Annotated in this window: 21 protein-coding genes; 3 read left to right on the top strand and 18 right to left on the bottom strand. The window is 69.8% G+C overall.

Annotated features, from left to right (window positions below; all coding sequences use genetic code 11):
* Positions 1-173: 173 nt before the first annotated feature.
* The 11 genes from ACFVRO_RS04230 to ACFVRO_RS04180 form a co-directional block, all read right to left on the bottom strand.
* Complete coding sequence (locus tag ACFVRO_RS04230) at positions 174-1,001, bottom strand: HpcH/HpaI aldolase/citrate lyase family protein (protein WP_386949603.1); 828 nt, start codon at positions 999-1,001, stop codon at positions 174-176.
* Positions 1,001-2,218, bottom strand: coding sequence for a CaiB/BaiF CoA transferase family protein (locus tag ACFVRO_RS04225; RefSeq protein WP_386949602.1), 1,218 nt, complete (start codon positions 2,216-2,218; stop codon positions 1,001-1,003). Before ACFVRO_RS04225 ends, ACFVRO_RS04230 begins: the two co-directional genes overlap by 1 nt.
* A gap of 46 nt (positions 2,219-2,264) precedes the next feature.
* Positions 2,265-3,281 carry a FecCD family ABC transporter permease gene (locus ACFVRO_RS04220; RefSeq protein WP_386949599.1) on the bottom strand — a complete coding sequence of 339 codons (1,017 nt, stop codon included), beginning with the start codon at positions 3,279-3,281 and terminating at the stop codon, positions 2,265-2,267.
* Positions 3,278-4,312, bottom strand: a complete 1,035-nt coding sequence (locus tag ACFVRO_RS04215) for a FecCD family ABC transporter permease (RefSeq protein WP_386949596.1) — start codon at positions 4,310-4,312, stop codon at positions 3,278-3,280. Before ACFVRO_RS04215 ends, ACFVRO_RS04220 begins: the two co-directional genes overlap by 4 nt.
* Positions 4,309-5,349, bottom strand: a complete 1,041-nt coding sequence (locus tag ACFVRO_RS04210; protein WP_386949595.1) for an iron-siderophore ABC transporter substrate-binding protein — start codon at positions 5,347-5,349, stop codon at positions 4,309-4,311. The genes ACFVRO_RS04215 and ACFVRO_RS04210 overlap by 4 nt, the downstream gene beginning before the upstream one ends.
* Positions 5,350-5,386: 37 nt before the next feature.
* Complete coding sequence (locus ACFVRO_RS04205; RefSeq protein ID WP_386949592.1) at positions 5,387-5,593, bottom strand: hypothetical protein; 207 nt, start codon at positions 5,591-5,593, stop codon at positions 5,387-5,389.
* Between the two features lie 97 nt (positions 5,594-5,690).
* Positions 5,691-6,530 carry an ABC transporter ATP-binding protein gene (locus ACFVRO_RS04200; protein ID WP_105676752.1) on the bottom strand — a complete coding sequence of 280 codons (840 nt, stop codon included), beginning with the start codon at positions 6,528-6,530 and terminating at the stop codon, positions 5,691-5,693.
* Positions 6,523-7,362, bottom strand: a complete 840-nt coding sequence (locus ACFVRO_RS04195; protein ID WP_386949589.1) for an ABC transporter ATP-binding protein — start codon at positions 7,360-7,362, stop codon at positions 6,523-6,525. Before ACFVRO_RS04195 ends, ACFVRO_RS04200 begins: the two co-directional genes overlap by 8 nt.
* Positions 7,359-8,270, bottom strand: a complete 912-nt coding sequence (locus ACFVRO_RS04190) for an ABC transporter permease (protein WP_105676750.1) — start codon at positions 8,268-8,270, stop codon at positions 7,359-7,361. Before ACFVRO_RS04190 ends, ACFVRO_RS04195 begins: the two co-directional genes overlap by 4 nt.
* A complete protein-coding gene (locus tag ACFVRO_RS04185; RefSeq protein WP_105676749.1) occupies positions 8,267-9,328 on the bottom strand; it encodes an ABC transporter permease in 1,062 nt (353 codons plus the stop codon). Before ACFVRO_RS04185 ends, ACFVRO_RS04190 begins: the two co-directional genes overlap by 4 nt.
* Positions 9,329-9,335: 7 nt before the next feature.
* The gene (locus ACFVRO_RS04180) at positions 9,336-10,922 is read right to left on the bottom strand and encodes an ABC transporter substrate-binding protein (RefSeq protein WP_386949587.1); all 1,587 of its coding nucleotides are present in this window, start codon (positions 10,920-10,922) and stop codon (positions 9,336-9,338) included.
* Between the two features lie 196 nt (positions 10,923-11,118).
* Between ACFVRO_RS04180 and ACFVRO_RS04175 the strand changes: the two genes are divergently transcribed.
* Complete coding sequence (locus ACFVRO_RS04175) at positions 11,119-11,658, top strand: Lrp/AsnC family transcriptional regulator (protein WP_386949585.1); 540 nt, start codon at positions 11,119-11,121, stop codon at positions 11,656-11,658.
* 80 nt (positions 11,659-11,738) lie between these two features.
* Here the strand turns inward: ACFVRO_RS04175 and ACFVRO_RS04170 are convergent, their stop codons facing one another.
* The 3 genes from ACFVRO_RS04170 to ACFVRO_RS04160 are packed head-to-tail and all read right to left on the bottom strand — an operon-like array spanning position 11,739 to position 13,677.
* Positions 11,739-12,086 carry a hypothetical protein gene (locus ACFVRO_RS04170; RefSeq protein WP_223585500.1) on the bottom strand — a complete coding sequence of 116 codons (348 nt, stop codon included), beginning with the start codon at positions 12,084-12,086 and terminating at the stop codon, positions 11,739-11,741.
* Positions 12,087-12,094: 8 nt separating this feature from the next.
* Positions 12,095-12,664 (bottom strand): GNAT family N-acetyltransferase, encoded by a 570-nt coding sequence (locus ACFVRO_RS04165; protein ID WP_386949582.1) that lies wholly within the window; start codon positions 12,662-12,664, stop codon positions 12,095-12,097.
* Positions 12,665-12,666: 2 nt separating this feature from the next.
* A complete protein-coding gene (locus ACFVRO_RS04160) occupies positions 12,667-13,677 on the bottom strand; it encodes a hypothetical protein (protein ID WP_386949579.1) in 1,011 nt (336 codons plus the stop codon).
* 64 nt (positions 13,678-13,741) lie between these two features.
* On the opposite strand from ACFVRO_RS04160, the gene ACFVRO_RS04155 reads away from it, so the two are divergent.
* Both ACFVRO_RS04155 and ACFVRO_RS04150 read left to right on the top strand, forming a co-directional pair.
* The gene (locus ACFVRO_RS04155; RefSeq protein WP_386949577.1) at positions 13,742-14,710 is read left to right on the top strand and encodes a hypothetical protein; all 969 of its coding nucleotides are present in this window, start codon (positions 13,742-13,744) and stop codon (positions 14,708-14,710) included.
* Positions 14,707-15,819 (top strand): hypothetical protein, encoded by a 1,113-nt coding sequence (locus ACFVRO_RS04150; protein WP_386949574.1) that lies wholly within the window; start codon positions 14,707-14,709, stop codon positions 15,817-15,819. The genes ACFVRO_RS04155 and ACFVRO_RS04150 overlap by 4 nt, the downstream gene beginning before the upstream one ends.
* Positions 15,820-16,083: 264 nt before the next feature.
* Here the strand turns inward: ACFVRO_RS04150 and ACFVRO_RS04145 are convergent, their stop codons facing one another.
* The 4 genes from ACFVRO_RS04145 to ACFVRO_RS04130 all read right to left on the bottom strand — a co-directional run bounded on the left by ACFVRO_RS04145 (position 16,084) and on the right by ACFVRO_RS04130 (position 21,284).
* Positions 16,084-17,709 (bottom strand): DUF5979 domain-containing protein, encoded by a 1,626-nt coding sequence (locus ACFVRO_RS04145; RefSeq protein WP_386949571.1) that lies wholly within the window; start codon positions 17,707-17,709, stop codon positions 16,084-16,086.
* A 104-nt stretch (positions 17,710-17,813) separates the two neighbouring features.
* Positions 17,814-18,254 carry a DUF779 domain-containing protein gene (locus ACFVRO_RS04140; protein WP_386949568.1) on the bottom strand — a complete coding sequence of 147 codons (441 nt, stop codon included), beginning with the start codon at positions 18,252-18,254 and terminating at the stop codon, positions 17,814-17,816.
* Positions 18,254-19,804 (bottom strand): aldehyde dehydrogenase family protein, encoded by a 1,551-nt coding sequence (locus tag ACFVRO_RS04135; RefSeq protein WP_386949566.1) that lies wholly within the window; start codon positions 19,802-19,804, stop codon positions 18,254-18,256. Before ACFVRO_RS04135 ends, ACFVRO_RS04140 begins: the two co-directional genes overlap by 1 nt.
* Before the next feature lie 148 nt (positions 19,805-19,952).
* On the bottom strand, positions 19,953-21,284 hold the full coding sequence (locus tag ACFVRO_RS04130) for a GAF domain-containing protein (RefSeq protein WP_386949563.1): 1,332 nt from the start codon (positions 21,282-21,284) through the stop codon (positions 19,953-19,955).
* Between the last annotated feature and the right edge of the window lie 263 nt (positions 21,285-21,547).

Here is a 21,547-nt window from a genome sequence, read left to right as displayed (position 1 = left end):
GGATCCGGGGTCCTCCCTCCCGGGCACAACTTCGGAGCGAAGACTCCGACACCCCGACGATGGATGCCGTGAGCCCGCGTGTCGCGTCCCCACTCCGAAGCTGTGCCCACGCACCCCGGAGCCCCACTCCGAAGCTGTGCCCGACGGGGCGGGATCGAGAACGATGTGCCGAATCAGCCCACGAGGCTGCGGATGCATTCGGCGCGTGCTCGCATGGCGGGGTCGACCATCTCCCCCGAGGCCAGGGTTGCGACGCCCCCCGCGGCGAGCGCGGCGAGAACCTCCTCGGCCCAAGCGACCTCCGCGGGCGTCGGGGAGAACACCGCCGCGATCACCGGGAGCTGCGACGGGTGCACCGCCATCCGACCGAAGAGACCGAGATCCGCCGCGCGGCGGGTGTCGGCGTCGAGACCTTCCAGGTCGCGGATCGCCGGGAAGACGGATGCCATGGGAGCCGGGAGGCCGGCGGCCCGCGCCGCGAACAGCACCGTGAGGCGCGCGTGCTCGAGCATCCGCTCCCCTCCCCCGACATCGCTGCGCAGGTCGCTCTCGCCGAGCGCCAGGGCGGACACGACGGGATGCTGCGCGATCTCCGTCGCGTTCACCACCCCGCGCGCGGATTCGAGCAACGCGATCAGCGGCCGCCCGGGCGCGACCGACGCCACCCGATCGACATCGGCAGCGCTCTCGACCTTCGGGAGTCGGATGCCGATCCACTCGGGAAGTGCGGACACGGCGCGGAGATCGTCTTCATCCCCGGCGTTCACGCGCACCTGCACCGCGACCGACGTCGCATCCGCGGCGCGGTTCGCCGCGGAGCCCGCGGCGTGGCGACCCCCGCGAAGCCACTCCACGACCGCGTCCCGAGCCAGAGCCTTGCGATCCGGCGCGACAGCGTCTTCGAGGTCGAAGACGACGAGGTCGGCTCCACTGGACTCCGCCGAGCCGAAGCGGTCGGGGCGATCCCCCGGCACGTAAAGACCCGTCCGGTAGAGGTCCATCACACCGCACCCGCCTCGCGCAGCGCCGTGATGTCGGCATCCGAGAACCCGGCCTCACCCAGCACCTCGTCGGTGTCGGCGCCGTGCGGGCGCCCTGCCCACCGGATCGACCCCGGGGTGCGCGACATCCGGAACAGCACGTTCTGCATCGCGATGTCGCCGAGCTCCTCGTCCGGCACTCTCACGACCGTCCCCAGCGCCCGGTACTGCGGGTCGTCGACGACTCCCCTGACGTCGTAGACCGGGGCGACGGCGGCCGATGCCGCCTCGAAGGCCGCGACCACCTCGGCGGCGTCGTGCGCGCCGATCCACGACTGCACCGCGTCGTCGAGCTCGTCGGCATGCCGTGCGCGCTCGTGCCCTGAGGCGAACCAGTCCTCGTCGATGAGCTCCGCGCGCCCGACGATCCGCATCACCCTCTCCGCGATCGACTGCGAGCTGGTCGAGACCGCGAGCCAGACGTCGTCGCGCGAGCGGTACACGTTGCGGGGCGCGTTGTTCACCGATCGGTTGCCCGTGCGGGGCTGCACGAGGCCGAGCTGGTCCCACGCCGTGATCTGCCCGCCGAGCAGCATCAGGATCGGCTCGATGATCGCCATGTCGACGACCTGCCCCCGCCCGTCGCGCTCGGCGCCGCGAAGCGCGGCCATGACCGCGTACGACGTCGCCAGCGCCGCGATGCCGTCGGCGAGGCCGAACGGCGGAAGCGTGGGAGGTCCGTCCGGATCTCCGGTGAGGGCGGCGAACCCGCTCATCGCCTCGGCCAGACTCCCGAACCCCGGCCGCGAGGAGTACGGGCCGAACTGGCCGAAGGCCGTGACCCTCGCCAGGACCAGGCGCGGGTTCGCCTCGTGCAGACGCTCGGGCGAGAGCCCCCAGCGCTCCAGCGTCCCCGGCCGGAAGTTCTCGATCATCACGTCGGCGTCGGCGACGAGGCGCAGGAGCACGTCGGCTCCGGCATCCGTGCTCAGGTCGATCGTGACCGTGCGCTTGTTGCGCCCGAGCGTCTTCCACCAGAGGTTGACGCCGTCCTTCTGCGGCCCGTGGCCGCGTGCGGCGTCGGGCCTCGTCGGATGCTCGACCTTGATCACGTCGGCGCCGAAGTCACCGAGGAAGGTCGCCGCCAGCGGCCCCGCGAACAGCGTGGACACGTCGAGGACGCGCACCCCCTGCAGCGGCGGCGGTGGAACAGTTCTCAGATCTTCCTGGTCCGGCACCGAGACATGATAGCCACAGGCCCGGTCCGCCTCGACCCCTCGCCGCTCACGGGCGCCGCCGGGACCCGCGCACCACGAGCCAGATGAGGTACACGCCGCCGAGCACGAGGGTGACCACGCCCACGGGGAGCGCATGCTTCGGGATGACGTTCTGCCCGATGAGGTCGGAGACGCACAGCAGCGCAGCGCCCATCAGGGCCGTCGCCACGAGGTGCGCCGTCCCGGACTTCACGATGGACTTCGCGAGGTGCGGCGCCGCGAGCGCCACGAACGAGATGGGGCCGGCGATCGCCGTGACCACCCCGGTGAGGCCGACGGCGATCGCCACGAGGCCGATCTTGCTCCACCCCATGCGGCCGCCGAGACCGGTGCCGATGTCGTCCCCGAGCTGCACGAGCCAGAGCCCGCGGCGAGCGCAGGCGAGCGCGACGAGCAGCACCGCGATGACGGCGAAGGGCAGTCCGATCTGCTGCCAGGTGACGCCGCCGAGCGACCCGGCGCCCCAGATCGCGGCGGAGATCGCCACCTCGAGACGGGCTCTCAGCAGCATCCACGCGTTCACGGCGGCGAGGACGGCGCCGACGCCGATGCCCACGATGACGATCCGATAGCCGAGCGCTCCCCTTCCCGCGACGAGCACCGCGACCAGGGCGGCGGTGGCGAATCCGCCGATGACGGCGCCGAGCGTCACCAGCGCTCCCGAGCCGGCCAGCCCTCCCGTCATCACGACGAGGGCGCCGGTGTACGCGCCGGTGGTGAGGCCGATCACGTCGGGACTGCCGAGCGGATTGCGCGTGATCACCTGGAAGACCGCCCCGGCCAGCGCCAGGGCGGCGCCGAACACGATCGCGGCGAGAGCCCTCGGCATCCGCCATCCGACGACGACCATGCGCACGCCGCCGTCGGCGCTGAAGAGAGACTGCAGCACGCGCTGGGGATCGATCACGGTGTCGCCGATGCACAGGCTCGCGAGGAACGCGACGACGACCACCGCGACGAGGGCGGACATGCCCAGACGTGCGTGCCCGCTCAGCCGCCGACGCCCCCGATGCACGACGCTCACAGCTGCGTCAGGCTTCTGCGACGGCCGATCCACACCATGAACGGTGCCGCGACGAAGGCCATGACGATGCCCACCGGCACCTCCTGCGGTGCGATGACGAGGCGTCCGACGACGTCGCCCAGCACGATGACGATCGCGCCGAGCAGCGCCGAGAGCGGCACGATCGCCTTTTGCGAGGCGCCGACCAGCCCGCGGGCGATGTGCGGCACCGCGAGTCCGAGGAACGCGATCGGTCCGGCGACAGCGGTGGCAGTGCCGGCGAGGAGCGTGACGACGACGACCGCACCCGCGCGCACGAGCCGCATCGGCACACCGAGCGAAGCCGCCGTGTCATCGCCGAGGGCGAGCACGTCGAGGCTTCTGGTGAGGAGCAGCGCCAGCACCAGACCCACGGCGATCACCGGGCCGGCGACCGCGAGGATCGACAGGTCCCGCCCGGCGAGGGCCCCGGACTCCCAGCTGCGCATGTGCAGGAAGGCCGTCGGGTTGAGGAGCACGAGAGCGGTCGTCGCGCCGCCGAGCACCGCGGCGAGGGCGACGCCCGCGAGCACGAGCGTCACCGGGCTGCCGTCACCGGCCGCGGCGGAGAGCAGCACCACGATCGCGGTGGCGATGAGCGCACCGAGGAGGGCGAACGCCATCAGCACGGGGAACGACGACAGTCCCAGCGCGGCCACGGCGATCGCGACGGCCACCGAGGCGCCGGCGTTCACGCCGAGGATGCCGGGGTCGGCGAGCGCGTTGCGGGTGAGCCCCTGCATGACGGCTCCCGCGGCGCCGAGCGCGAGCCCGACCACGATGCCGATGACCGTCCGCGGGATCCGCGACTCGCGGACGACGAGCTGCAGAGCATCCCCGTCGAATCGCAGGACCGCGTCGACGACCGTGCCGAGGCCGATCAGCCGAGTGCCGACGGTGAGCCCGATGACCCCGGCCAGCAGGAGTCCGACGGCGGCGAGCACGAGGACGAGCGCGACCCGGCGGCCGGAGATGACCGTCGGGGCGTGCGTCGTCCGCGTCGCGCTCGTCACTCCGCGGTGCGCGCAGGGCCTCCACCGCTGACGGCCGTCGTCAGAGCGGGGACGAGCGTCTTGAGCACGTACGGCAGGCTGAGCGGAGACGAGAAGTAGATGGCGCCGGCCGTCACCCCGTCGGTGTAGACGACCTTGCCGGACTTCTGCGGAGTGAGCGCAGACACGAAGGCCGTGTCCTCCAGCGCCGAGACGTCGTCTTCGGACTCGGTCCCCCAGATGAGCACGTCGGCGGCGTTCAGCACGTCGAGGTTCTCGACGGGGATGTACGCCTGACCGCCCGATTCGTCCTCGGGGGCGTAGGCGTCGATCTCGCTCGGCACGACGAGTCCGAGGCCGGTGAGGAAGTCGGTGCTCAGTCCGTCCTGGTAGGCGATGGCGCTTCCGTCGTAGATCGCGTTCTGCAGGAAGACGACGGGCGTGCCGGCGAACTCCGGGTGCGCCTCGGCCGCGTCGGCGAACTGCTGGTCGATGTCGTCGACGAGCTTCTGCGCCTCGTCGAGCAGACCGGTGGCCTCGCCGATCTGCAGGGTCTGCACGTCCCACGGCTCGAAGTACATGGTGTAGTCGGCGGAGTGGGCGACGGTGGGCGCGATCTCGCTCAGTCGCTCGTAGTCTTCTTTCGTGAGGCCGGCGTTCGTTCCGATGATGAGGTCGGGGTCGAGCAGGGCGATCGCCTCGAAATCGAGCCCGTCGCTGGTCGTGAGCACCTCGGGCTCGGAATCCCCCCTGGCGTCGTCGGCCCACGGCCAGGACGCGAAGTCGTGACCGCCGTACCATTCGGTCACGCCGACGGGCTCGAGGCCGAGCGCCCACAGAGTGTCCTGCTCGGTCATGCCGACCGAGACGATGCGCGTCGGCTGCGCGGGCACGGTGGTCTCGCCGTAGGCGTGTTCCACCGTGACGGGGAACGCGTCGGAGTCGCCCGCGGGCGCCGCTCCCCCGGATTCGGATGCCGGGGCACAGGCCGTGAGGGCGGCAGCAGCCAGGGCGGCGGCGAGGAGGGCGGTGATCGCCCGGGTGCGGGTGGAGGGCATGAGAGTCCTTCATCGGGTTAGGGTTGCCTTAGCTTACCTAGATCCCCGCGGGTGAGTCGAGTTCGATGACGACATCCGTCGCACGCTCGGGAGGAGTTCGCACGCTCGGGAGGATGATCTCGACGAAATCCTCCGCCCGAGCCTGCGAACTCCTCCCGAAGAGGCGCACGCGGGAGACGCGCACGCGGGAGACGCGCACGCCGAAGAGGCGCACGCCCGAGAGGCGCACGCCGGAGACGCGCACGCCGCCGAGGCTGCGAGTGACGCGTGGGCCCCGCCCGAACGCGCGAAGGCCCCTGCGGATGCGTCCGCAGGGGCCTTCGTCGATCGACTCCGGGCGCTCAGCCCAGGACCGGCGGCACCTCGGACCACAGGATGCGGTCATCTGTCGAGGGTGCCTCAGGAATACGCCCTGCACCGTCCGGCTCCGGGATCGCGGCGAGCAGTGCCTGAGTGTACGGATGCTGCGGGTCCGACCACACGCGGTCCGTGGGGCCCGACTCCATCACGCGGCCGGAGTAGAGCACGAACGTCCGGTCGGCGATGCGGCGCACCACGGCGAGGTCGTGCGAGATGAACAGCATCCCGGCCCCCGCCTCGGCGACGAGGTCGCGCATGAGACCGGCGACGCTGGTCTGCGTCGAGGCGTCCAGCGCCGAGATCGGCTCATCGGCCACGAGCAGCGACGGCCGCGCGGCGAGCGCCCGCGCGATGGCGATGCGCTGCTTCTGGCCACCGGAGAACTGGTGCGGGAAGCGCGAGGTGACCGTGGTGGGGAGGCCGACCTTCTCCAGCCACTCCTCGACCCTCGACCCCTCGGCTCCCCGCGCCTTGGCGGTCGCGATGCCGTCGGCGATCTGATCGCCGATGCGGCGTCGCGGGTTCAGCGAGGTGGACGGATCCTGGAACACCATCTGGATGCCGGTGAGCGCGGTCGATCGGCGGCGGATCCCGAGCGGGGTCACCGGAGCGTCACGGAACCGCACGGTTCCCGCGGCGAGCTTCTCGATGCCCACGGCCGCGCGGGCCAGGCTCGACTTTCCGCTGCCGGACTCGCCGACCAGCGCGACGGTCTCGCCGGGGGCCACGCTCAGCGAGACGCCGTTGACGGCGATCACCGGCGGGGTGCCGGGGTACCGCACCACCACATCGCGGGCATCGAGGACAGCAACCTCACTCATCCGTCGCCTCCTCCTCGCGCGGTGTCTCCACCGCGACCTCCTGGTGCTCGGCATCCGCCTCGGCGATCTTCGAACCGGGGAGCGCGGCGAGCAGCGTGCGGGTGTACTCGTGCTGCGGCGAGAGGAAGAGCGTCTCGCGGTCGGCCCGCTCCACGATCTCGCCGTTCTTCATGACCGCGACGTCATCGGCGATGGCGCTCATCACGCCGAGGTCGTGCGTGACGAGGAGCACGGCCAGGTTGCGCTCGATCGCGAGGTCGCGCAGCAGCCTCAGGATGCCGGCCTGCACCGTGACGTCGAGTGCGGTCGTCGGCTCGTCGGCCAGCAGCACCTCGGGGTCGCACGCGAGCGCGCAGGCGATCGCGATGCGCTGACGCTGTCCGCCGGAGAACTGATGCGGGTAGCGCTTCAGCGCCTCGGCCGGGTTCGGCACCTGCACGATCTCGAGCAGCTCGATCGCCCTGGCCCTCGCGGCATCCTTCTTGAGGTTCAGGTGCACGCGCATGTGGTCGGTGAGCTGGCGACCCACCGGCAGCTGCGGATGCAGGGAGGCCGAAGGGTCCTGGAACACCATCGCGACCCTCTTGCCGCGGACCCGGTTGAGCTGGCGCCGGCGCATGCCGATGAGCTCGTCGCCCGAGAGGGTGATCGAGCCGCCCGTGCGGGCCTGCCGCGGGAGGAGTCCGAGCACGGCCAGCGAGGTCAGCGTCTTGCCCGAACCGGACTCTCCGGCCAGACCCTGGATGCGCCCCGCCTCGAGGTCGAGGGAGATGCCGCGCACCAGCGGACGGCCGATGTCGATCGTGAGGTCGCGAATGCTGAGCGCGGTCATGCCGTCACCACCTTCGCGTCGGCCTTGTGCTCGGCCTGCTTCTCGTGCGCCATCTCGGCGGTCGGGTCGAGCACGTCGCGCATCGCGTCGCCGAGGAAGTTGAACGCCAGCACCACCGTGAGGATCGCGAGACCCGGGAACACCCCGAGCCACCACGCGTCGAAATTCTGCATCGCCGCGGAGATCATCGAGCCCCACTCCGGGGTCGGCGGCTGAGCGCCGAGACCGAGGAAGGAGAGACCGGAGAGCAGCAGGATCGCCGCGCCGATGTCGAGCGTCGCGAGCACGAGCATGGGGCCCGCGATGTTCGGCAGGATGTCGACGAACAGGGTGCGCAGCGGCGAGTGGCCGAGCAGGCGCCCGGCGATCACGTAGTTCTGTCCGCGGAGACCCAACACGATGCTGCGGGTGACGCGCGAGTACTGCGGCCACGACACCACGATCGCCGCTATCACCGCGTTGAACAGGGACGGGCCGAGGGATGCCGCGACCACCATCGCGAGGATCACCGTCGGGAACGCCATGAACAGGTCGGTGATGCGCATCAGCGTCTCGTCGACCCAGCCGCCGAAGTAGCCGGCGACGGCGCCGATCACGGTGCCGATGATCATGGCCGCGATCACGAGCATGAGCGCGAGCGGAAGGCTCACGGTCGCGCCCGTCATCAGACGGGAGAAGATGTCACGGCCGTTGCCGTCGGTGCCGAGGAGCGTGTCGATGCCCGGCGGCTGCAGACGGGGGAGCTTCTGCGCGTTCGGGTCGAACGGCACCCACCACTGCGCCGTGAAGGCGATGATCACCCAGGCCAGTGCGATGACCGTGCCGATCACGCCGAGCGGCGTGCGCCAGGCGCGCGGCCAGCGGAACCGGAACCGCCACCGCCCGCCGGCCTCTTCGATGCGGCTCATGCGATCCTCACTCTCGGGTCCAGGACGCCGTAGAGCAGGTCGACGACGAAGTTGATGAGGAGGTAGATGAGGCCGACGACCAGACCGACGCCCATGATGCCGGGGAGGTCGAGGTTGGCGGCCGAGTTGTAGGCGTAGGTGCCGAGGCCCGGCCACGCGAACACCGACTCGACGAGCACGGTGCCCGACAGCAGCGAGCCGAACGCGACACCGACGACCGTGAGGATGGGGAGGGATGCTCCGCGCAGCACGTAGTCGAGGATCACGCGCATCGCGGGCAGGCCCTTGGCCCTCGCCGCGCGCACGTAGTCGCTGCCCAGCACCTCCAGCACCGAGGTGCGGATGAACCGGGTGAGCAGTCCGATCGTCACGAGCGAGAGCACGAGGATCGGAAGCGCCAGATGCGCCAGCGCGTCGAAGTAGCCCACGCCGTCGCCGTTCAGCAGGAAGTCGATCGTGTACATGCCGGTGATCTTCGGAGGCGGCAGGATCGACGGCGAGATGCGCCCGGAGCCGGGAGCGATGTGCAGCTGCAGGAAGAACACGTAGAAGCTGACCAGCGCGAGCCAGAACGTCGGAACGCTCAGCCCCACGAGGGTGACCACGCGGATCACCTGGTCGGTGACGAGCCCACGGCGGTACGCGGCGAGCGTGCCGAGCACGATGCTCACCGCGAGGCTGAGGATGATGGCGCCGATCGCGATCTCGATGGTCGCGGGCACCGCGGTGGCGAGGTCGCTGGTGACCGGGCGTCCGGTCACCAGCGACGTGCCGAGGTCTCCGCGGAGGAGATTCCCCATGTAGATGAAGTACTGCACGATCAGCGGCTGATCGAGCCCGTGCGCCTGGATGAACGCCTCTCGCGTCGCCGGGTTCTGCGACGCGCCCTCACCCAGCGCGGCCGACACGGGGTCGCCCGGCACCAGGTTCGTGAGCGCGAAGGTCACGATCGTGACTCCCACCAGCAGGAGCAGGGAGGTCCCGATCCGGCGCAGCAGGTAGCCGATCAGCGGAGACCTGCGCCGCTGCGCCTGTCTCTGCACCGCCACTGTCGTCATGAGCGCCTCAGCCCGCGGGAGTGATCTCGGCGATGTCCATCTCCCACACGGAGTTGTACACGGCGCCGGTGACGGCATCCGCCGTGGCGATGTTGCGACCGGGGACGATCAGCGGCACGAACGGGCCCTCCTCCTGCATCGCCTCGGCGAACGAGGTGAACGCGGCGGAACGGGTGTCGGCATCCGTGGCGCTGGCCGCACCGGCGGCGATGCCCGCGATCTCCGGGTTCGCGTCGGCCGCCCAGCCGGCGCGCAGGCCGACCTTCAGACCGGGTGCGAAGGGGAGGAAGTTCGCGGAGTCCGCGTAGTCGGGGCCCCAGAACCACAGGCCGAAGCCCTCGGTGCCGTTGACGTACGCGTCGAGCTCGGTCGCGAACGGCTGCGGGGCGAGCTCCACGGTGATGCCGGCATCCGCCAGCTGCGACTGGATGCGCTCGGCGAGCGGGGTGAACTCCACGCCGCCGACCGGGTAGTCGTTCGGGAACTGCAGCTTGAGCGTCTGGCCCGTGTAGCCGGCTGCGGTGAGCGCGGCGTCGGCCTTCGCCTTGTCGGGCTTCACGCCCGTCTTGAGCGCGCCCTCGAATCCGGGCGGGATGACGCCGGTGGCCTGCACCGCTCCGGCGCCGGCGAGCTCCAGCAGAGCGTCGTAGTCGAGGGAGTAGCGGATCGCCTCGGCGATCTTGACGTTCGCGAGGTCGCCCGCGACGGCCTGCGACTGGTTCAGCAGCAGGAAGATCGTCTGACCCGACGGGACCGACTCGACCTTCAGGCTGTCGCCGAGGCCCGCGACCTGGTCGCCGTTGAGGTCCATCGCGACCATCGAGTCGCCGCCCTTGAGGTTCGCGAGCTGCGTCGCGCTCTCGGACACGTTGCGCACGACGACGCGGTCGTAGCCCGCCTTCTCGTCGCCGTTGTACTTGTCGTTCTTCTTCAGCACGACCTGCGAGGAGAGGTCGAGCGTGTCGAGGACGAAGGGACCGGAGCCCGCCGACGCGCCGTCGAGGAACTTCTGCGCGCTGTCGGAGCCGTCGGTCGAGCCGCCGTTCTCGATGACCACGTCGGAGTTCACGATGCCCAGGGCCGGGTTCGCGAGGATCGCGGGGAGCTGAAGCAGCGGGGTCTCGGAGGTGATCGTGACGGTCTTGTCGTCGACCTCCGCGATGGTGAGCCCGCCGAGCAGGAAGTTGGGCTTGGCGTCGGCCATGCCCTGGATTCGCTGCAGCGAGAACACGACGTCCTTGGCCTCGATCGGCGTGCCGTCGGAGAAGACGCGGTCGCCCTCGAGCGTGAACGTGAACTCGGTGGCGGTGTCGTTCTGCTCCCACGACGCGAGACCGGGGATCGGCGTCGAGACGTCGGATCCCTTGAAGTCGACCAGCGTCTCGTAGAGCGCCTTCGCGATCATGTTGCCGGTGGGGTCGTAGGTGTGACCAGGGTCGCCCGTCTCGATCGAGAAGGCGGTGTCGATGACGAGCGAGTCGCCACCGGCGGAGTTGCCGCCGCCGTTGGCGGAGTTGCCGCCGGAGCATCCGGCGAGGGCGAGGAGCGCGACGGCTCCCAGAGCGATGAGTGAGGTGCTGCGACGCGACACCATGGTGACCTCCAAGGGCGAGGAGTACATTTCGGGTAGGACGTCCGATATGGACGACCGTGTTCAGATTCCCATGATGTGCGACGATCTGTCTATCAAGAATGCGTAACGCTGGCTCAATCTGATGTCAGCCCTAGCCGAGAGGTGCAATATGTCCAGCAGTGACGCAGAAGTCCTGAAGCAATCTGGACGAAGTGCCATGCCACTCGACGACATCGCGTACAGAATTCTCGACGTGCTCCGTGAGAACGGGCGCGTCTCGATCGCCGCCCTCGCCGAGAAGGTCGGCATCTCGAGGGCGAACGCGTACACCCGGGTCGAGTCGCTCGTGCACGACGGCGTCATCACGGGGTTCAGCGCACGGGTCGACCCCGCGAAGGCCGGACTCTCGATCGGCGCCCTCGTGTTCGTGACCGTGATGCCCCAGGCGTGGGCGTCGTTCCGCGAGCGGATCGTGGAGATGCCCGACGTCGAGTGGTGCGCCATCACGACCGGCGAGCACGATGCGATGCTACTGATCCGCGCCGTCGACGTCAGCGGCGTGCACGAGTTCTCCACCGGGGTCATCGCGCAGCTCCCCGAGGTCCGCACGGTCGTCAGCGTCGTCGTGCTCGACGAGGTGATCCGCCGCTCGTACCTGCTGCCGTCCGACCTGCCGGAGCGCAGCGTCGAGGTGCCCCTGGGCATGACCCGCTGGACTCCCGCATCCCCCGGCCGCGACACGCTCCCCCCGCGCTGACGCTCCGCGCGGCGAGCGCGAGCGCGAGAGCGCGAGAGCGCGAGCGCCGTCACATGACCGCGCTCGTGGACGGGCGCCGCTCAGGCGGCGGCGATCTCCTCGCACACGCTGAGCTGCGGGGCCCCGTGCATCTCGTAGTGCTCCACCAGGCGGATGAGTCCGTCGTCGGTGAGCTCGAGGTCGCTCTCGCCGTCTCCGGTCACGACCGTGCCGTCAGCGACGAGCACGTGCACGAACGACACCCAGATCGTGTCGCCCGTGCGGGTTCCGACGAAGCGTCCGAAGGTCACGGTGTCGCCGGAGTAGTCGCCCCAGATCGCGCCGTCGCGCTCCCAGTACACGAACTCGCTCGGAGCCTCGGGGTCCACGGCAGAGGTCGTGGAGGAGATCATCCGGAAGCGCCGGCCGTCGAGGGAGGGAATGCTCATGCTCCTGATTATGGACGATCGGAGCGGGTGCGCCATTCGCGGTCGAGGATGCCGTAGACGAGCAGGGTCGTCCATTCGCCCTTGAACCAGGAGCCCTCGACGAACCTCGCCTCCCTGCGGAGACCCAGTCGTTCAGCGACCCTGGCCGACGCGCTGTTGCGCTCGTCGATGCGTGCAGCGATGCGGTGCAGACCGAGTCCGTCGAAGCCGAGATCGAGCAGGGCGGACACCGCCTCCGTCGCATAGCCGCGCCCCGAGAAGGCCGGATCGAGGATGTAGCCGACCTCTCCCTCGCGGTCCTCCTCGTTGCGCCAGAACAGCACGATGTCGCCCACCAGACGTCCGGTCTCCTGCTCCTCCACGCCGAGGCAGATCGCGTCGCCCACCTTCTCGAACCGGCTCGTCGACCATCGCGTCGCGAGCCGCTCCTCGACCTCGGCGAGGGTGAGCGGGTCGTACGGCACGTAGCGCACCGCGTCGGCATCCGACTTGTAGACGACCATCTGCTCGGCGTCCGAGGGACGGAGCGGACGCAGCAGCAGCCGCTCGGTGCGGATCGGGTACTCCGGTGCGAGCATCGTCACTCCAGGTCCAGCGAGAGCAGCCCCGGCCACGGCGCGGTCTCGGCGCGCACCGCCTCCAGGAACGCGGCATAGTCGGGGGTCATCGTGATCCGCGTGGACCCGAGCACGTGGGTGATGCTGCGGCCGGCCGGGCGCTCGATCCTGATCCTCCTGATCGGGTACGCGGGCGGCGTCAGCCAGATGCGCGTCAGCTGCGCGTACGGGTGGTCGACCTCGCCGATCCGGATGCCGTGGTGGCTGAGGGAGATCCGGGTCGGGGTCGTCCGGGCGACGCGGTACCGCTGTGCGGCGCCGATGCCGAAGCCGATGGCGGCGACACCCGCCATCGGCGCGATCAGGATGAGCGCCGACAGCTCCCCCTCCAGGAAGCCGGGCGTGAACGCCATCAGCACCGTCCCGATGGTCGCCGCGGCGAACACGATCGCGGCGATGAGGAAGCCGCGGCCGAGGCTGCGCTCCTTCGAGGCGTCGATCGTGAACGTCGTCGGCAGCTTCGCCCTGGCGCGCGCCGCCTCGACGGGGTCGACCGCGGGCGGTGCGCTGATCGGCGTGAGCTGCGCCATGAGCTCGTTGAAGGTGGTCCGGGTGAAGCCGGGCAGCTCGATCACCGTCTCGCGCCCGCCCGTCCAGGCGATCAGGGCCCTGGTGGTGCCGGTGCGGAAGCCGTTCGTGCGGTGCTCGGTGATCTTCGAGCGGAAGGCCGTCGTCGCACGGCTGTAGGTCTCGGTGTTGCCCGGACGGCCGATCTCCACGGAGTCGGCCCGCACGATCACCCGGATGTTGCGGAACCAGAACGCGCCGATCCACACGGCCAGTGTGATGGCGATCACGACGACGAGCACGATCGTGCCGCGGGTCGAGATCGTCATGTTCGGCGGCAGGAACTTCGGCAGGAGGAAGAGCACGGCGGCCGCGAACACGACGGAGAGGAGCAGCGATCCCCCGGCGGTGCGGAGCGGATGCCGGCGGAAGACGCGCTCTGCGGGCGCGACGGAGACCTGACTCATGCGCCCAGTCTGCCGCACCGGCGTCGCCCGATGCGGGCACGACGACGACGGGTACCGTGGACGCATGGAGTGGATTGCCGATCCGACCGCGGGAGCCTGGTTGAGAGACCGCCTCGACGCCTCGTTCGACAGCATGCACGGAGTCGTCCCGCGCGGCTACCCCGCCTACGCCCGCGTGCTGCACCCGACGATCGTGCAGTCGCTGCCCGGCCGCGCGGTGCCGACTCCCGAGGAGTGGACGCGGATGCCGGATCGCGAGCGGCTGCGCCTGTCGGAGCTGCTCGTCACCGAACTCGCCACCTGGCGCGACGCCGCCGACGCGTTCGGCACCGTCCTGCATCCGCTCGCGCAGTGGCTGCACCTCGTGCGCACGCCTCCTGGTGAGGACGGGAACGTCAGGATCGCCCCCGACGGACGCGAGTTCTCGGGGCCGGCGCTCGGACAGCTGAGCTCCGAGCTCCTCTCGTCCGTCGCCGGTCACCTCGCCGAGCACACCTCGACACCGGATGCCGGTGTCGCCGCGCTCTGGGAGGGACGCGGGGGTCTCCTCGGCTTCCTCGGCCACAGTCCGTCCCGTCTGTTCTTCACGGTCGACGAGGATCCGAACCATCGCGCGATGCTCGATCGCAGCACCCACGACCCGTTCAACAACGTGTTCCGCAAGCCCACCTGGCAGGAGGGCATCCTGTCACGGGAGATCTCCGAGGCGCCGCGGCTCGAGCTGCCCGAGCGCGCGTACGTGCAGTTCTCGGCATCCTCCCGCGAGTTCGCGGAGCAGGACTGGATGCTGCACGCGCCGTGGCGGGATCTGCCCGCCGAGGAGCACGGCTTCCCTCCGAACGCGATCAGTCCGCAGATCCTGTGGCCCGACGACCGCGCGTGGGTGCTGGTCTCGGAGATCGACTATGACTCGACCGTGATCGCGGGCTCCGTCGAGCTGATCGCGGCGATCTGCGCCGACGAGCGGATCGAGGCGTTCCCCATCCCCGAGGGCTCCCTCCTGCATGAGGACGCCGACGAGGAGAACCGGTGACGACGCCCGCACCGCAGCCGGGTTTCGATGCGCGCCCCCTGTGGGAGCCGGTCGATCCTCAGGCGGTGCGGGCATTCGCCGCCGAGCTGCGCGCCCGCCGCACGCCGGGCGGCGGCTCTACCTCGGCGATCATCGGCATCGTCATCGCCGTGGTGGTCGGCATCATCATGATCCCGATGATCGGTGTGGCCTTCGCGGGCCTCGCCTTCTCGGGAGGAGACGGATCTCTGCTCGCCGCGCTCCCGCTCGTGCTCTTCGGAGGCGGCGGCATCCTGATCGCGGTCGTGGCGTGGTCCGGATGGCGCAACCGGCGCGTCTCCGCCTACCGGCTGCACCGCTTCGCGCAGGCGAACGGCATGAGCTACCAGGAGAGGGTGGCCGACCCTCCGCTGCCGGGGATGATCTTCAGCCTCGGCCGGTCGCGGATGTCCACCGACCTGGTCCGAGGCTCCGTTCCCCGCTTCGTCGAGTTCGGGAACTACCAGTACACCGTGCAATCGGGGAAGAACTCGACCACGTACCACTGGGGCTACGTCGCGGTGAAGCTCGACGTGCCGCTGCCCAACATCGTGCTCGACGCGAAGGGCAACAACGCCTTCGGCACGAACCTGCCCGCGGCGTTCGAGCGCAGGCAGCGGCTGTCGCTCGAGGGTGACTTCGATGACTACTTCACGCTGTACTGCCCCGAGGGCTACGAGCGCGACGCGCTGTACCTGTTCACGCCCGACATCATGGCGCGCTTCATCGACAACGCGGCCCAGCTCGACGTGGAGATCGTCGACGACTGGATGTTCCTGTACACGCAGCGCAAGGCGTCGACCCTCGACCCCGCCACCTGGGCGTGGCTGTTCGGCGCGGTCGGCGCACTGATCACGAAGCTCGATCAGTGGGCGCGCTGGCGGGACGAGCGCCTGCTGGCGGAGAACGTCGGCGCGGTGCAGGCTGCGACTCCGGTCGCGCTGCCCTTCGCTCCCCCGGTCGGGATGCTCACGCCGCCGCCGGGCGTCGCGCACGAGGGGCGTCGGCTGAAGCGACGGTTCTCGTGGGTTCCGATCGTGGTCGTCGTGGTGATCGGCATCGCCTGGATCTGGATGCGAACGCTCGGCTGAGCGGACATCGGGTGTGGGGGTGGGTGCTGTTTGGGGACCAGCCGCCCACCCCATCCCCCCTCGGGATCAGAAGAAGATCGACTCTCCCTCCGCAGGACGGCATGACCGTCCGCACGTGCGATCAGCTGGGGACTGACGTACTGCACGTGAATGCATTAACGGTATACCGTTCGACGTTGCAACCGGTTGCGGTTCTCGCGTCCAGGGCGGACGACGAAGGCCCGGACGCGGTTCACGCACCGGGCCTCCGACCAGACCGAGCTTCTAGTCGATCTCCGCGGTCGAGCGACGCCGACGGACAGCGATCGTCACGGCTCCGGCGAGGAGCAGCATCGCCCCGAAACCAGCTGCTCCCCACGCGGCGGTGCCGCCGGTGATCGCGAGGCCTCCACCGGCTGCATCCGGGGCCGCCGGCTTTCCGGGGGCGCCCGGAACACCCGGGTTCTCCGGGTTCTCCGGGTTCTCCGGGTTCTCCGGGACGACAGGCGTCGTGTTCGCCGTGTTGGTGAGCGCCACGGTTGCGATCTCGTCAGCACGGATCGTCACCGTGCTCGATTCCTCACCGTCGATCGAGAACACCGGAGTGGCCCAGGTCACACCGGTGATCGCGGGAAGCGCGACCTCCGACAGAGCGACGACAGCACCCTCCGGCAGATCCGTCACCGCCACCGGCGTCCCATCCGCCAGCACCGTCAAGGACTGCGACTCACCACCGTCGACCGTGTACGAGACCGTGAACGCCGTGCCCGTCGGCACCGACTCAGCCGCCTCGCCAACCACGGCCTTCGACACCGAGAACCCGCCCGTCTCCGCCGCCACAGCGCGGAATTGCACCGCTGCAGACGACGCGATCGGATTCGCACGCGCGGCTTCGAACGTCGCGAACACCTGGCATAGCGAATCGGACTGCACCCAGCTGACGTGCTCGCGTGAGGTGGGCGCCGCCGAACCCGCGACGGTGACCGTGCCGGGCTCCGTCGAGGTGACGCAGAGAGTGATGGTCGTGGGCGTGGCCGCGTCGGCTCCAGCCACGGTCAGCACGCCCCCGGAGAGCACCGCGTCACCTGCGCACACCGAGACGGAGCCTCCGTTCGTCTCGAGTGCGATCGGCTGGCTGTAGATGTTCGTGGTGACGTTCACGTGCGCGATGTCGCCGACCTCCAGATCGGTGCTGTCGGCGGCGAGCGCGAAGGTCAGCTCAGACTCGGTCGAGACGAGAGCCAGGATGCGCTGCTGCTCGGCGGCGTTCATGTAGGAGTCGCAGAATCCCACGACGATGTTCTCATCGGGATCGGAGACGCACCAGACGAGGAGCTGGCGTGCAGTGCGGCTGTTGCTGTTCGCGTTCGTCGCGATGGTCACGCTTCCGTACACAGCGGGGAGATCGTGTCGGATGATGTAGGCGATCAGGCGCTCCTGATCACCCGTGAGACGGTCATTGCCTTCCAGCGGTGAGAGGCCGGGGATTCCGCCGGCCAGCGAACCATCGGCGGCGGTGGTCGTACAGGGGCTGAGTCTGTGGTCGGTGCAGAAGGTCCATTCCGAGACCGGCCCAACCCCTTCGACATAACGCACGGTGCATGATGGGGTCGCGCCGTTCGTGCCCTGCGTGCCGTAAAGGTGCACGAGCTCTCCGGCGTTGTAGTCGACCAGTCGCTGTCCGAAGACGAGCGTGAGGTCTGGGACCGCTCCGGTGGCGACCGCCGGGTTGTTCGGAGTCGTCCCTTCGCAGAGCGGAGCGGTGAACGGCGCAGCGGCGGGCGGATTCGGCACGTCGGCGCGCGCGGATGCCGTGCCGACGATCACCCCCGTGATCATCGTGAACAGCACGACCAGAAATGCGACGACGGCACGCGGTCTGCGCGCTGCCTCCTGTGTTCGGGAACTCATGGGCCTCTCCTCCAGGTGGTCGCGCCAAACCTCGGGCGGCATGGCGCGGCAAACAGGCGGGTTGGCCCGCCTTCACCTATGTGACGGCAGAGAGGTGCGCCGCATCACGCTCTTCCCATCGAATCCCCCACAACTAGGGGTGCTGGCCGCCCGGCTTCTGCCGCTGCTCGGAGGCCGAAGTGCTCCAGCTCCGCCGCGTCGAGCATGCGCGAACGGATGAGGAACCGCATCCCCGTCGGCCCCTCGACGCTGAACCCCGCGCCGCGCCCCGGCACGACGTCGATCGTCAGATGCGTGTACTTCCAGTACTCGAACTGCGACGCCGACATGTACACCTCGACCGGAGCATCCAGCCCCACGTCGAGAGCGCCCAGCAGCACGTCCCCCGGCCCCGTGATGAACATCCCCACCGGGTAGCACATGGGAGCAGAGCCGTCGCAGCATCCGCCCGACTGATGGAACATCAGCGGACCGTGCTGCACGGTGAGGTCGCGGACGAGGGATGCCGCGGCATCCGTCACGTCGACCCGCCGGACCATGGTCATCAGAAGAATCCCATCGGGCCTTCCGCGTACGAGACCAGGAGGTTCTTGGTCTGCTGGTAGTGGTCGAGCATCATCTTGTGGTTCTCGCGGCCGACGCCCGACTGCTTGTAGCCGCCGAACGCGGCGTGCGCCGGGTACTGGTGATACGTGTTCGTCCAGACGCGGCCGGCCTCGATCGCGCGCCCCGCGCGGTAGGCGGTGTCTCCGCTGCGGCTCCAGACTCCGGCGCCGAGACCGTAGAGGGTGTCGTTGGCGATGGAGATCGCGTCGGCGAAATCGTCGAAGGAGGTCACCGACAGGACGGGCCCGAAGATCTCCTCCTGGAAGATGCGCATGTCGTTCGTGCCCTCGAACACGGTCGGCGCGACGTAGAACCCTCCGCTGAGGTCGCCGCCGAGGTCGACCCGCTCACCGCCCGCGAGCAGCCGAGCCCCACCCTGCTTCCCGATGTCGATGTAGCTGAGGATCTTCTCCAGCTGGTCGTTCGAGGCCTGCGCGCCGATCATCGTGGCGGGGTCGAGCGGGTTGCCCTGCACGACCTTGCCGACCCGCTCGAGGCCGTCGGCGAGGAAGCCGTCGTAGATCGATCGCTGGATGAGGGCGCGCGACGGGCAGGTGCAGACCTCGCCCTGGTTCAGCGCGAACATCGTGAAGCCCTCGAGCGCCTTGTCGTAGAAGGGATCGGAGGTGGAGCGGGCGACATCCTCGAAGAAGACGTTCGGGCTCTTCCCTCCGAGTTCGAGAGTCACGGGGATGAGGTTCTGCGAGGCGTACTGCATGATCAGCCGGCCGGTGGTGGTCTCTCCGGTGAAGGCGACCTTGCGGATGCGCTTGTGCTGCGCGAGCGGGGCGCCGGCCTCGATCCCGAATCCGTTCACGATGTTCACGACGCCCGCAGGCAGCAGGTCCCCGATGATCTCGAACAGGAACAGGAGGGATGCCGGTGTCTGCTCGGCCGGCTTGATGACGATGCAGTTGCCCGCGGCGAGCGCGGGCGCCAGCTTCCACACCGCCATGAGGATCGGGAAGTTCCACGGGATGATCTGACCGACCACGCCCAGCGGCTCGTGGAAGTGGTAAGCCACGGTGTTCTCGTCGAGTTGGCTGATTCCGCCCTCCTGCGCCCGCAGCACGCCGGCGAAGTAGCGGAAGTGGTCGATCGCGAGGGGGATGTCGGCCGCCAGCGTCTCGCGCACGGGCTTGCCGTTCTCCCAGGTCTCGGCGATCGCGATCTCCTCGAGGTGCTGCTCCATGCGGTCGGCGATCCGGTTCAGGATCACGGAGCGCTCGGTCGGGCTCGTCTTTCCCCAGCCGGCGAAGGCCTTCCAGGCGACGTCCACCGCGCGGTCGATGTCCTCGGCGGTGCCGCGTCCGACCTCCGTGAAGGGCTTGCCGTTGACGGGGCTGACGTTCTCGAAGTACTGGCCCTTGGCCGGTTCCACGAACTCCCCGCCGATGTAGTGGCCGTAGCGGGGACGATAGTTCGCGACGGCTCCGGGCTGGCCGGGCGCGGCGTACGCGGTGGACACGTCTTCTTCGACGATGGTCATCGTGGTCTCCTTCGACGGGGCCGCGGCGTCGGTGCTCGGCGGCTTTGCTCCGACGGTAGGCCGCGCGGGGTTGCGGTCCGGTTGCGCACCGTTGCGTGCGGTTGCACCCGGCATCACGCGGCGATGCCCGAGAGCCGCGCGCGGGGCGTCAGCCCTCGTTGAGCCGCTCGATACGCGCGACGAGACCGGCCCGCTTCGGCGAACGAGCGGGCAGCATCTCCAACGCCAGACGCAGCACCTCGATGTCGTTCTGCCCCTCGGGGATCTCCGCGTACGCGAGCAGCACGTCGAGGCTGGCCTCCGACACCATCACCTCGCGCAGAGTCGCCCTGACCGCGTCGCGGAACTCCTCCACCCCCGGCGACGTCGACTCCGGAAGCACCGGTCCTCGATAGGCCGTGAGGGCGACGCGGTGGGCGCCGCGGTCGAGGAGCGACAGCACATCCTGAGCATCCGTCTCCAACGTCATCGGCAGCCGGTACGGCCGCGATTCGGGGATGAGCCCGGATGCCGCACCGCCGAGCACCTTGCGCAGACGCACCATCTCGGGCCGCAGTGTGTCGGGCGACGCGCCCTCCCCGTAGACGAGTTCGGCCAGCCGTTCGGCGGAGAGACCGTGCCGATGGACTGCGAGCATGAGCATGATCGCGGCGTGCCGTGCACTGAGCTCGATGACCTGCTCGCCGAGCTCGGTCTCGGTCTCCAGGCGTGCGCGGTCTCGACCGAGGACGTGCAGGACGCCCCTCGCCGTCTCGGAGCCGGTCGCCCTCGTCGGCGTCGCGGGAGGGCGCGGCGCCTCGGCGCGCTCGCGCAACCGGGTCACCATGAGCTCCGACTCGACGGCCCTGGCCGTGGCGTCGACGAGCAGACGCGCCTGACGCGAGACCACCTCGTCTCCGCCGGTGATGTCGATCACGCCGAGCACGCGCTGCGTCTCCGGGTCCCGCACCGGCGCCGCCGTGCACGACCACGGATGCACCAGGCGGTTGTAGTGCTCCGCGCCGCGGATCTGCACGGACTCGCCCAGTGCGAGCGCGGTGCCGGGCGCCGCGGTGCCGACGGCATCCTCCGCCCAGTTGGCGCCGGCGACGAAGCCCATGTCACCGGTGAGGGATCTCAGACGTCGGTCGCCCTCGACCCAGAGCAGGCGGCCGGCCTGATCGCCGACCGCGATGATGACGCCGGAGTCCTCTGACTCGCCGGGCAGCAGCAGCGCCCGGATCAGATCCATCGCAGAGGCGAGAGGGTGCGAGAGGCGGTACCTCTCCAGCTCCTCCTCCGCGAGCTCCAGAGACGGAGCCCCCTCGGGGCCGACGCGGCCGCGCCACGACCGCTCCCACGACGCACGCACCAGCGGGCGCACCTGCTGCAGTCGGCGGTCGTCGAGATTGCCCGCGATGAGCTCCTCGTGAGCGCGCTCGATCAGAAGACGTGACGCCTCTGGAAGCGCGTCGCGTGACGCGTTCCATGACGCTGCCACTGCGGTCTCCGATCATCGTGAACGGGGCGATTCTCAGTGTACGAGCCGGAGGCCTCCGGGGGAACAGCATCCCCGCTCCCGCGTGCCCTGTCGCCCCGGCATCCCACCTGCTCTTCCGTCCTACCCCGCCGTGCCGGCATCCCCCGCTCTGCCGCCGTCCCTGCCGTCCCGCCAGACCATCCCGTCGAGGGGTCGCAAAGCGTCGGATGCCGTGGCCTCGATGCCGCGTTTCTTGACCCCTCGGCACGGAAGAGCCTCATCAC

Origin of the sequence: Microbacterium sp. NPDC057944, assembly GCF_042887445.1 — a bacterium.
Taxonomy (GTDB): Bacteria; Actinomycetota; Actinomycetes; order Actinomycetales; family Microbacteriaceae; genus Microbacterium; species Microbacterium natoriense.
This window is presented reverse-complemented; position numbering and strand designations above follow the sequence as displayed.

What these genes read in the sequence shown, in the direction of transcription:
- ACFVRO_RS04230 (WP_386949603.1), bottom strand. Translation starts at nt 1,001, where the DNA reads ATGGACCTCTACCGGACGGGTCTTTACGTGCCGGGGGATCGCCCCGAC.
- ACFVRO_RS04210 (WP_386949595.1), bottom strand. Translation starts at nt 5,349, where the DNA reads ATGCCCTCCACCCGCACCCGGGCGATCACCGCCCTCCTCGCCGCCGCC.
- ACFVRO_RS04200 (WP_105676752.1), bottom strand. Translation starts at nt 6,530, where the DNA reads ATGAGTGAGGTTGCTGTCCTCGATGCCCGCGATGTGGTGGTGCGGTAC.
- ACFVRO_RS04195 (WP_386949589.1), bottom strand. Translation starts at nt 7,362, where the DNA reads ATGACCGCGCTCAGCATTCGCGACCTCACGATCGACATCGGCCGTCCG.
- ACFVRO_RS04190 (WP_105676750.1), bottom strand. Translation starts at nt 8,270, where the DNA reads ATGAGCCGCATCGAAGAGGCCGGCGGGCGGTGGCGGTTCCGGTTCCGC.
- ACFVRO_RS04185 (WP_105676749.1), bottom strand. Translation starts at nt 9,328, where the DNA reads ATGACGACAGTGGCGGTGCAGAGACAGGCGCAGCGGCGCAGGTCTCCG.
- ACFVRO_RS04180 (WP_386949587.1), bottom strand. Translation starts at nt 10,922, where the DNA reads ATGGTGTCGCGTCGCAGCACCTCACTCATCGCTCTGGGAGCCGTCGCG.
- ACFVRO_RS04175 (WP_386949585.1), top strand. Translation starts at nt 11,119, where the DNA reads ATGCCACTCGACGACATCGCGTACAGAATTCTCGACGTGCTCCGTGAG.
- ACFVRO_RS04170 (WP_223585500.1), bottom strand. Translation starts at nt 12,086, where the DNA reads ATGAGCATTCCCTCCCTCGACGGCCGGCGCTTCCGGATGATCTCCTCC.
- ACFVRO_RS04165 (WP_386949582.1), bottom strand. Translation starts at nt 12,664, where the DNA reads ATGCTCGCACCGGAGTACCCGATCCGCACCGAGCGGCTGCTGCTGCGT.
- ACFVRO_RS04160 (WP_386949579.1), bottom strand. Translation starts at nt 13,677, where the DNA reads ATGAGTCAGGTCTCCGTCGCGCCCGCAGAGCGCGTCTTCCGCCGGCAT.
- ACFVRO_RS04155 (WP_386949577.1), top strand. Translation starts at nt 13,742, where the DNA reads ATGGAGTGGATTGCCGATCCGACCGCGGGAGCCTGGTTGAGAGACCGC.
- ACFVRO_RS04145 (WP_386949571.1), bottom strand. Translation starts at nt 17,709, where the DNA reads ATGAGTTCCCGAACACAGGAGGCAGCGCGCAGACCGCGTGCCGTCGTC.
- ACFVRO_RS04140 (WP_386949568.1), bottom strand. Translation starts at nt 18,254, where the DNA reads ATGACCATGGTCCGGCGGGTCGACGTGACGGATGCCGCGGCATCCCTC.
- ACFVRO_RS04135 (WP_386949566.1), bottom strand. Translation starts at nt 19,804, where the DNA reads ATGACCATCGTCGAAGAAGACGTGTCCACCGCGTACGCCGCGCCCGGC.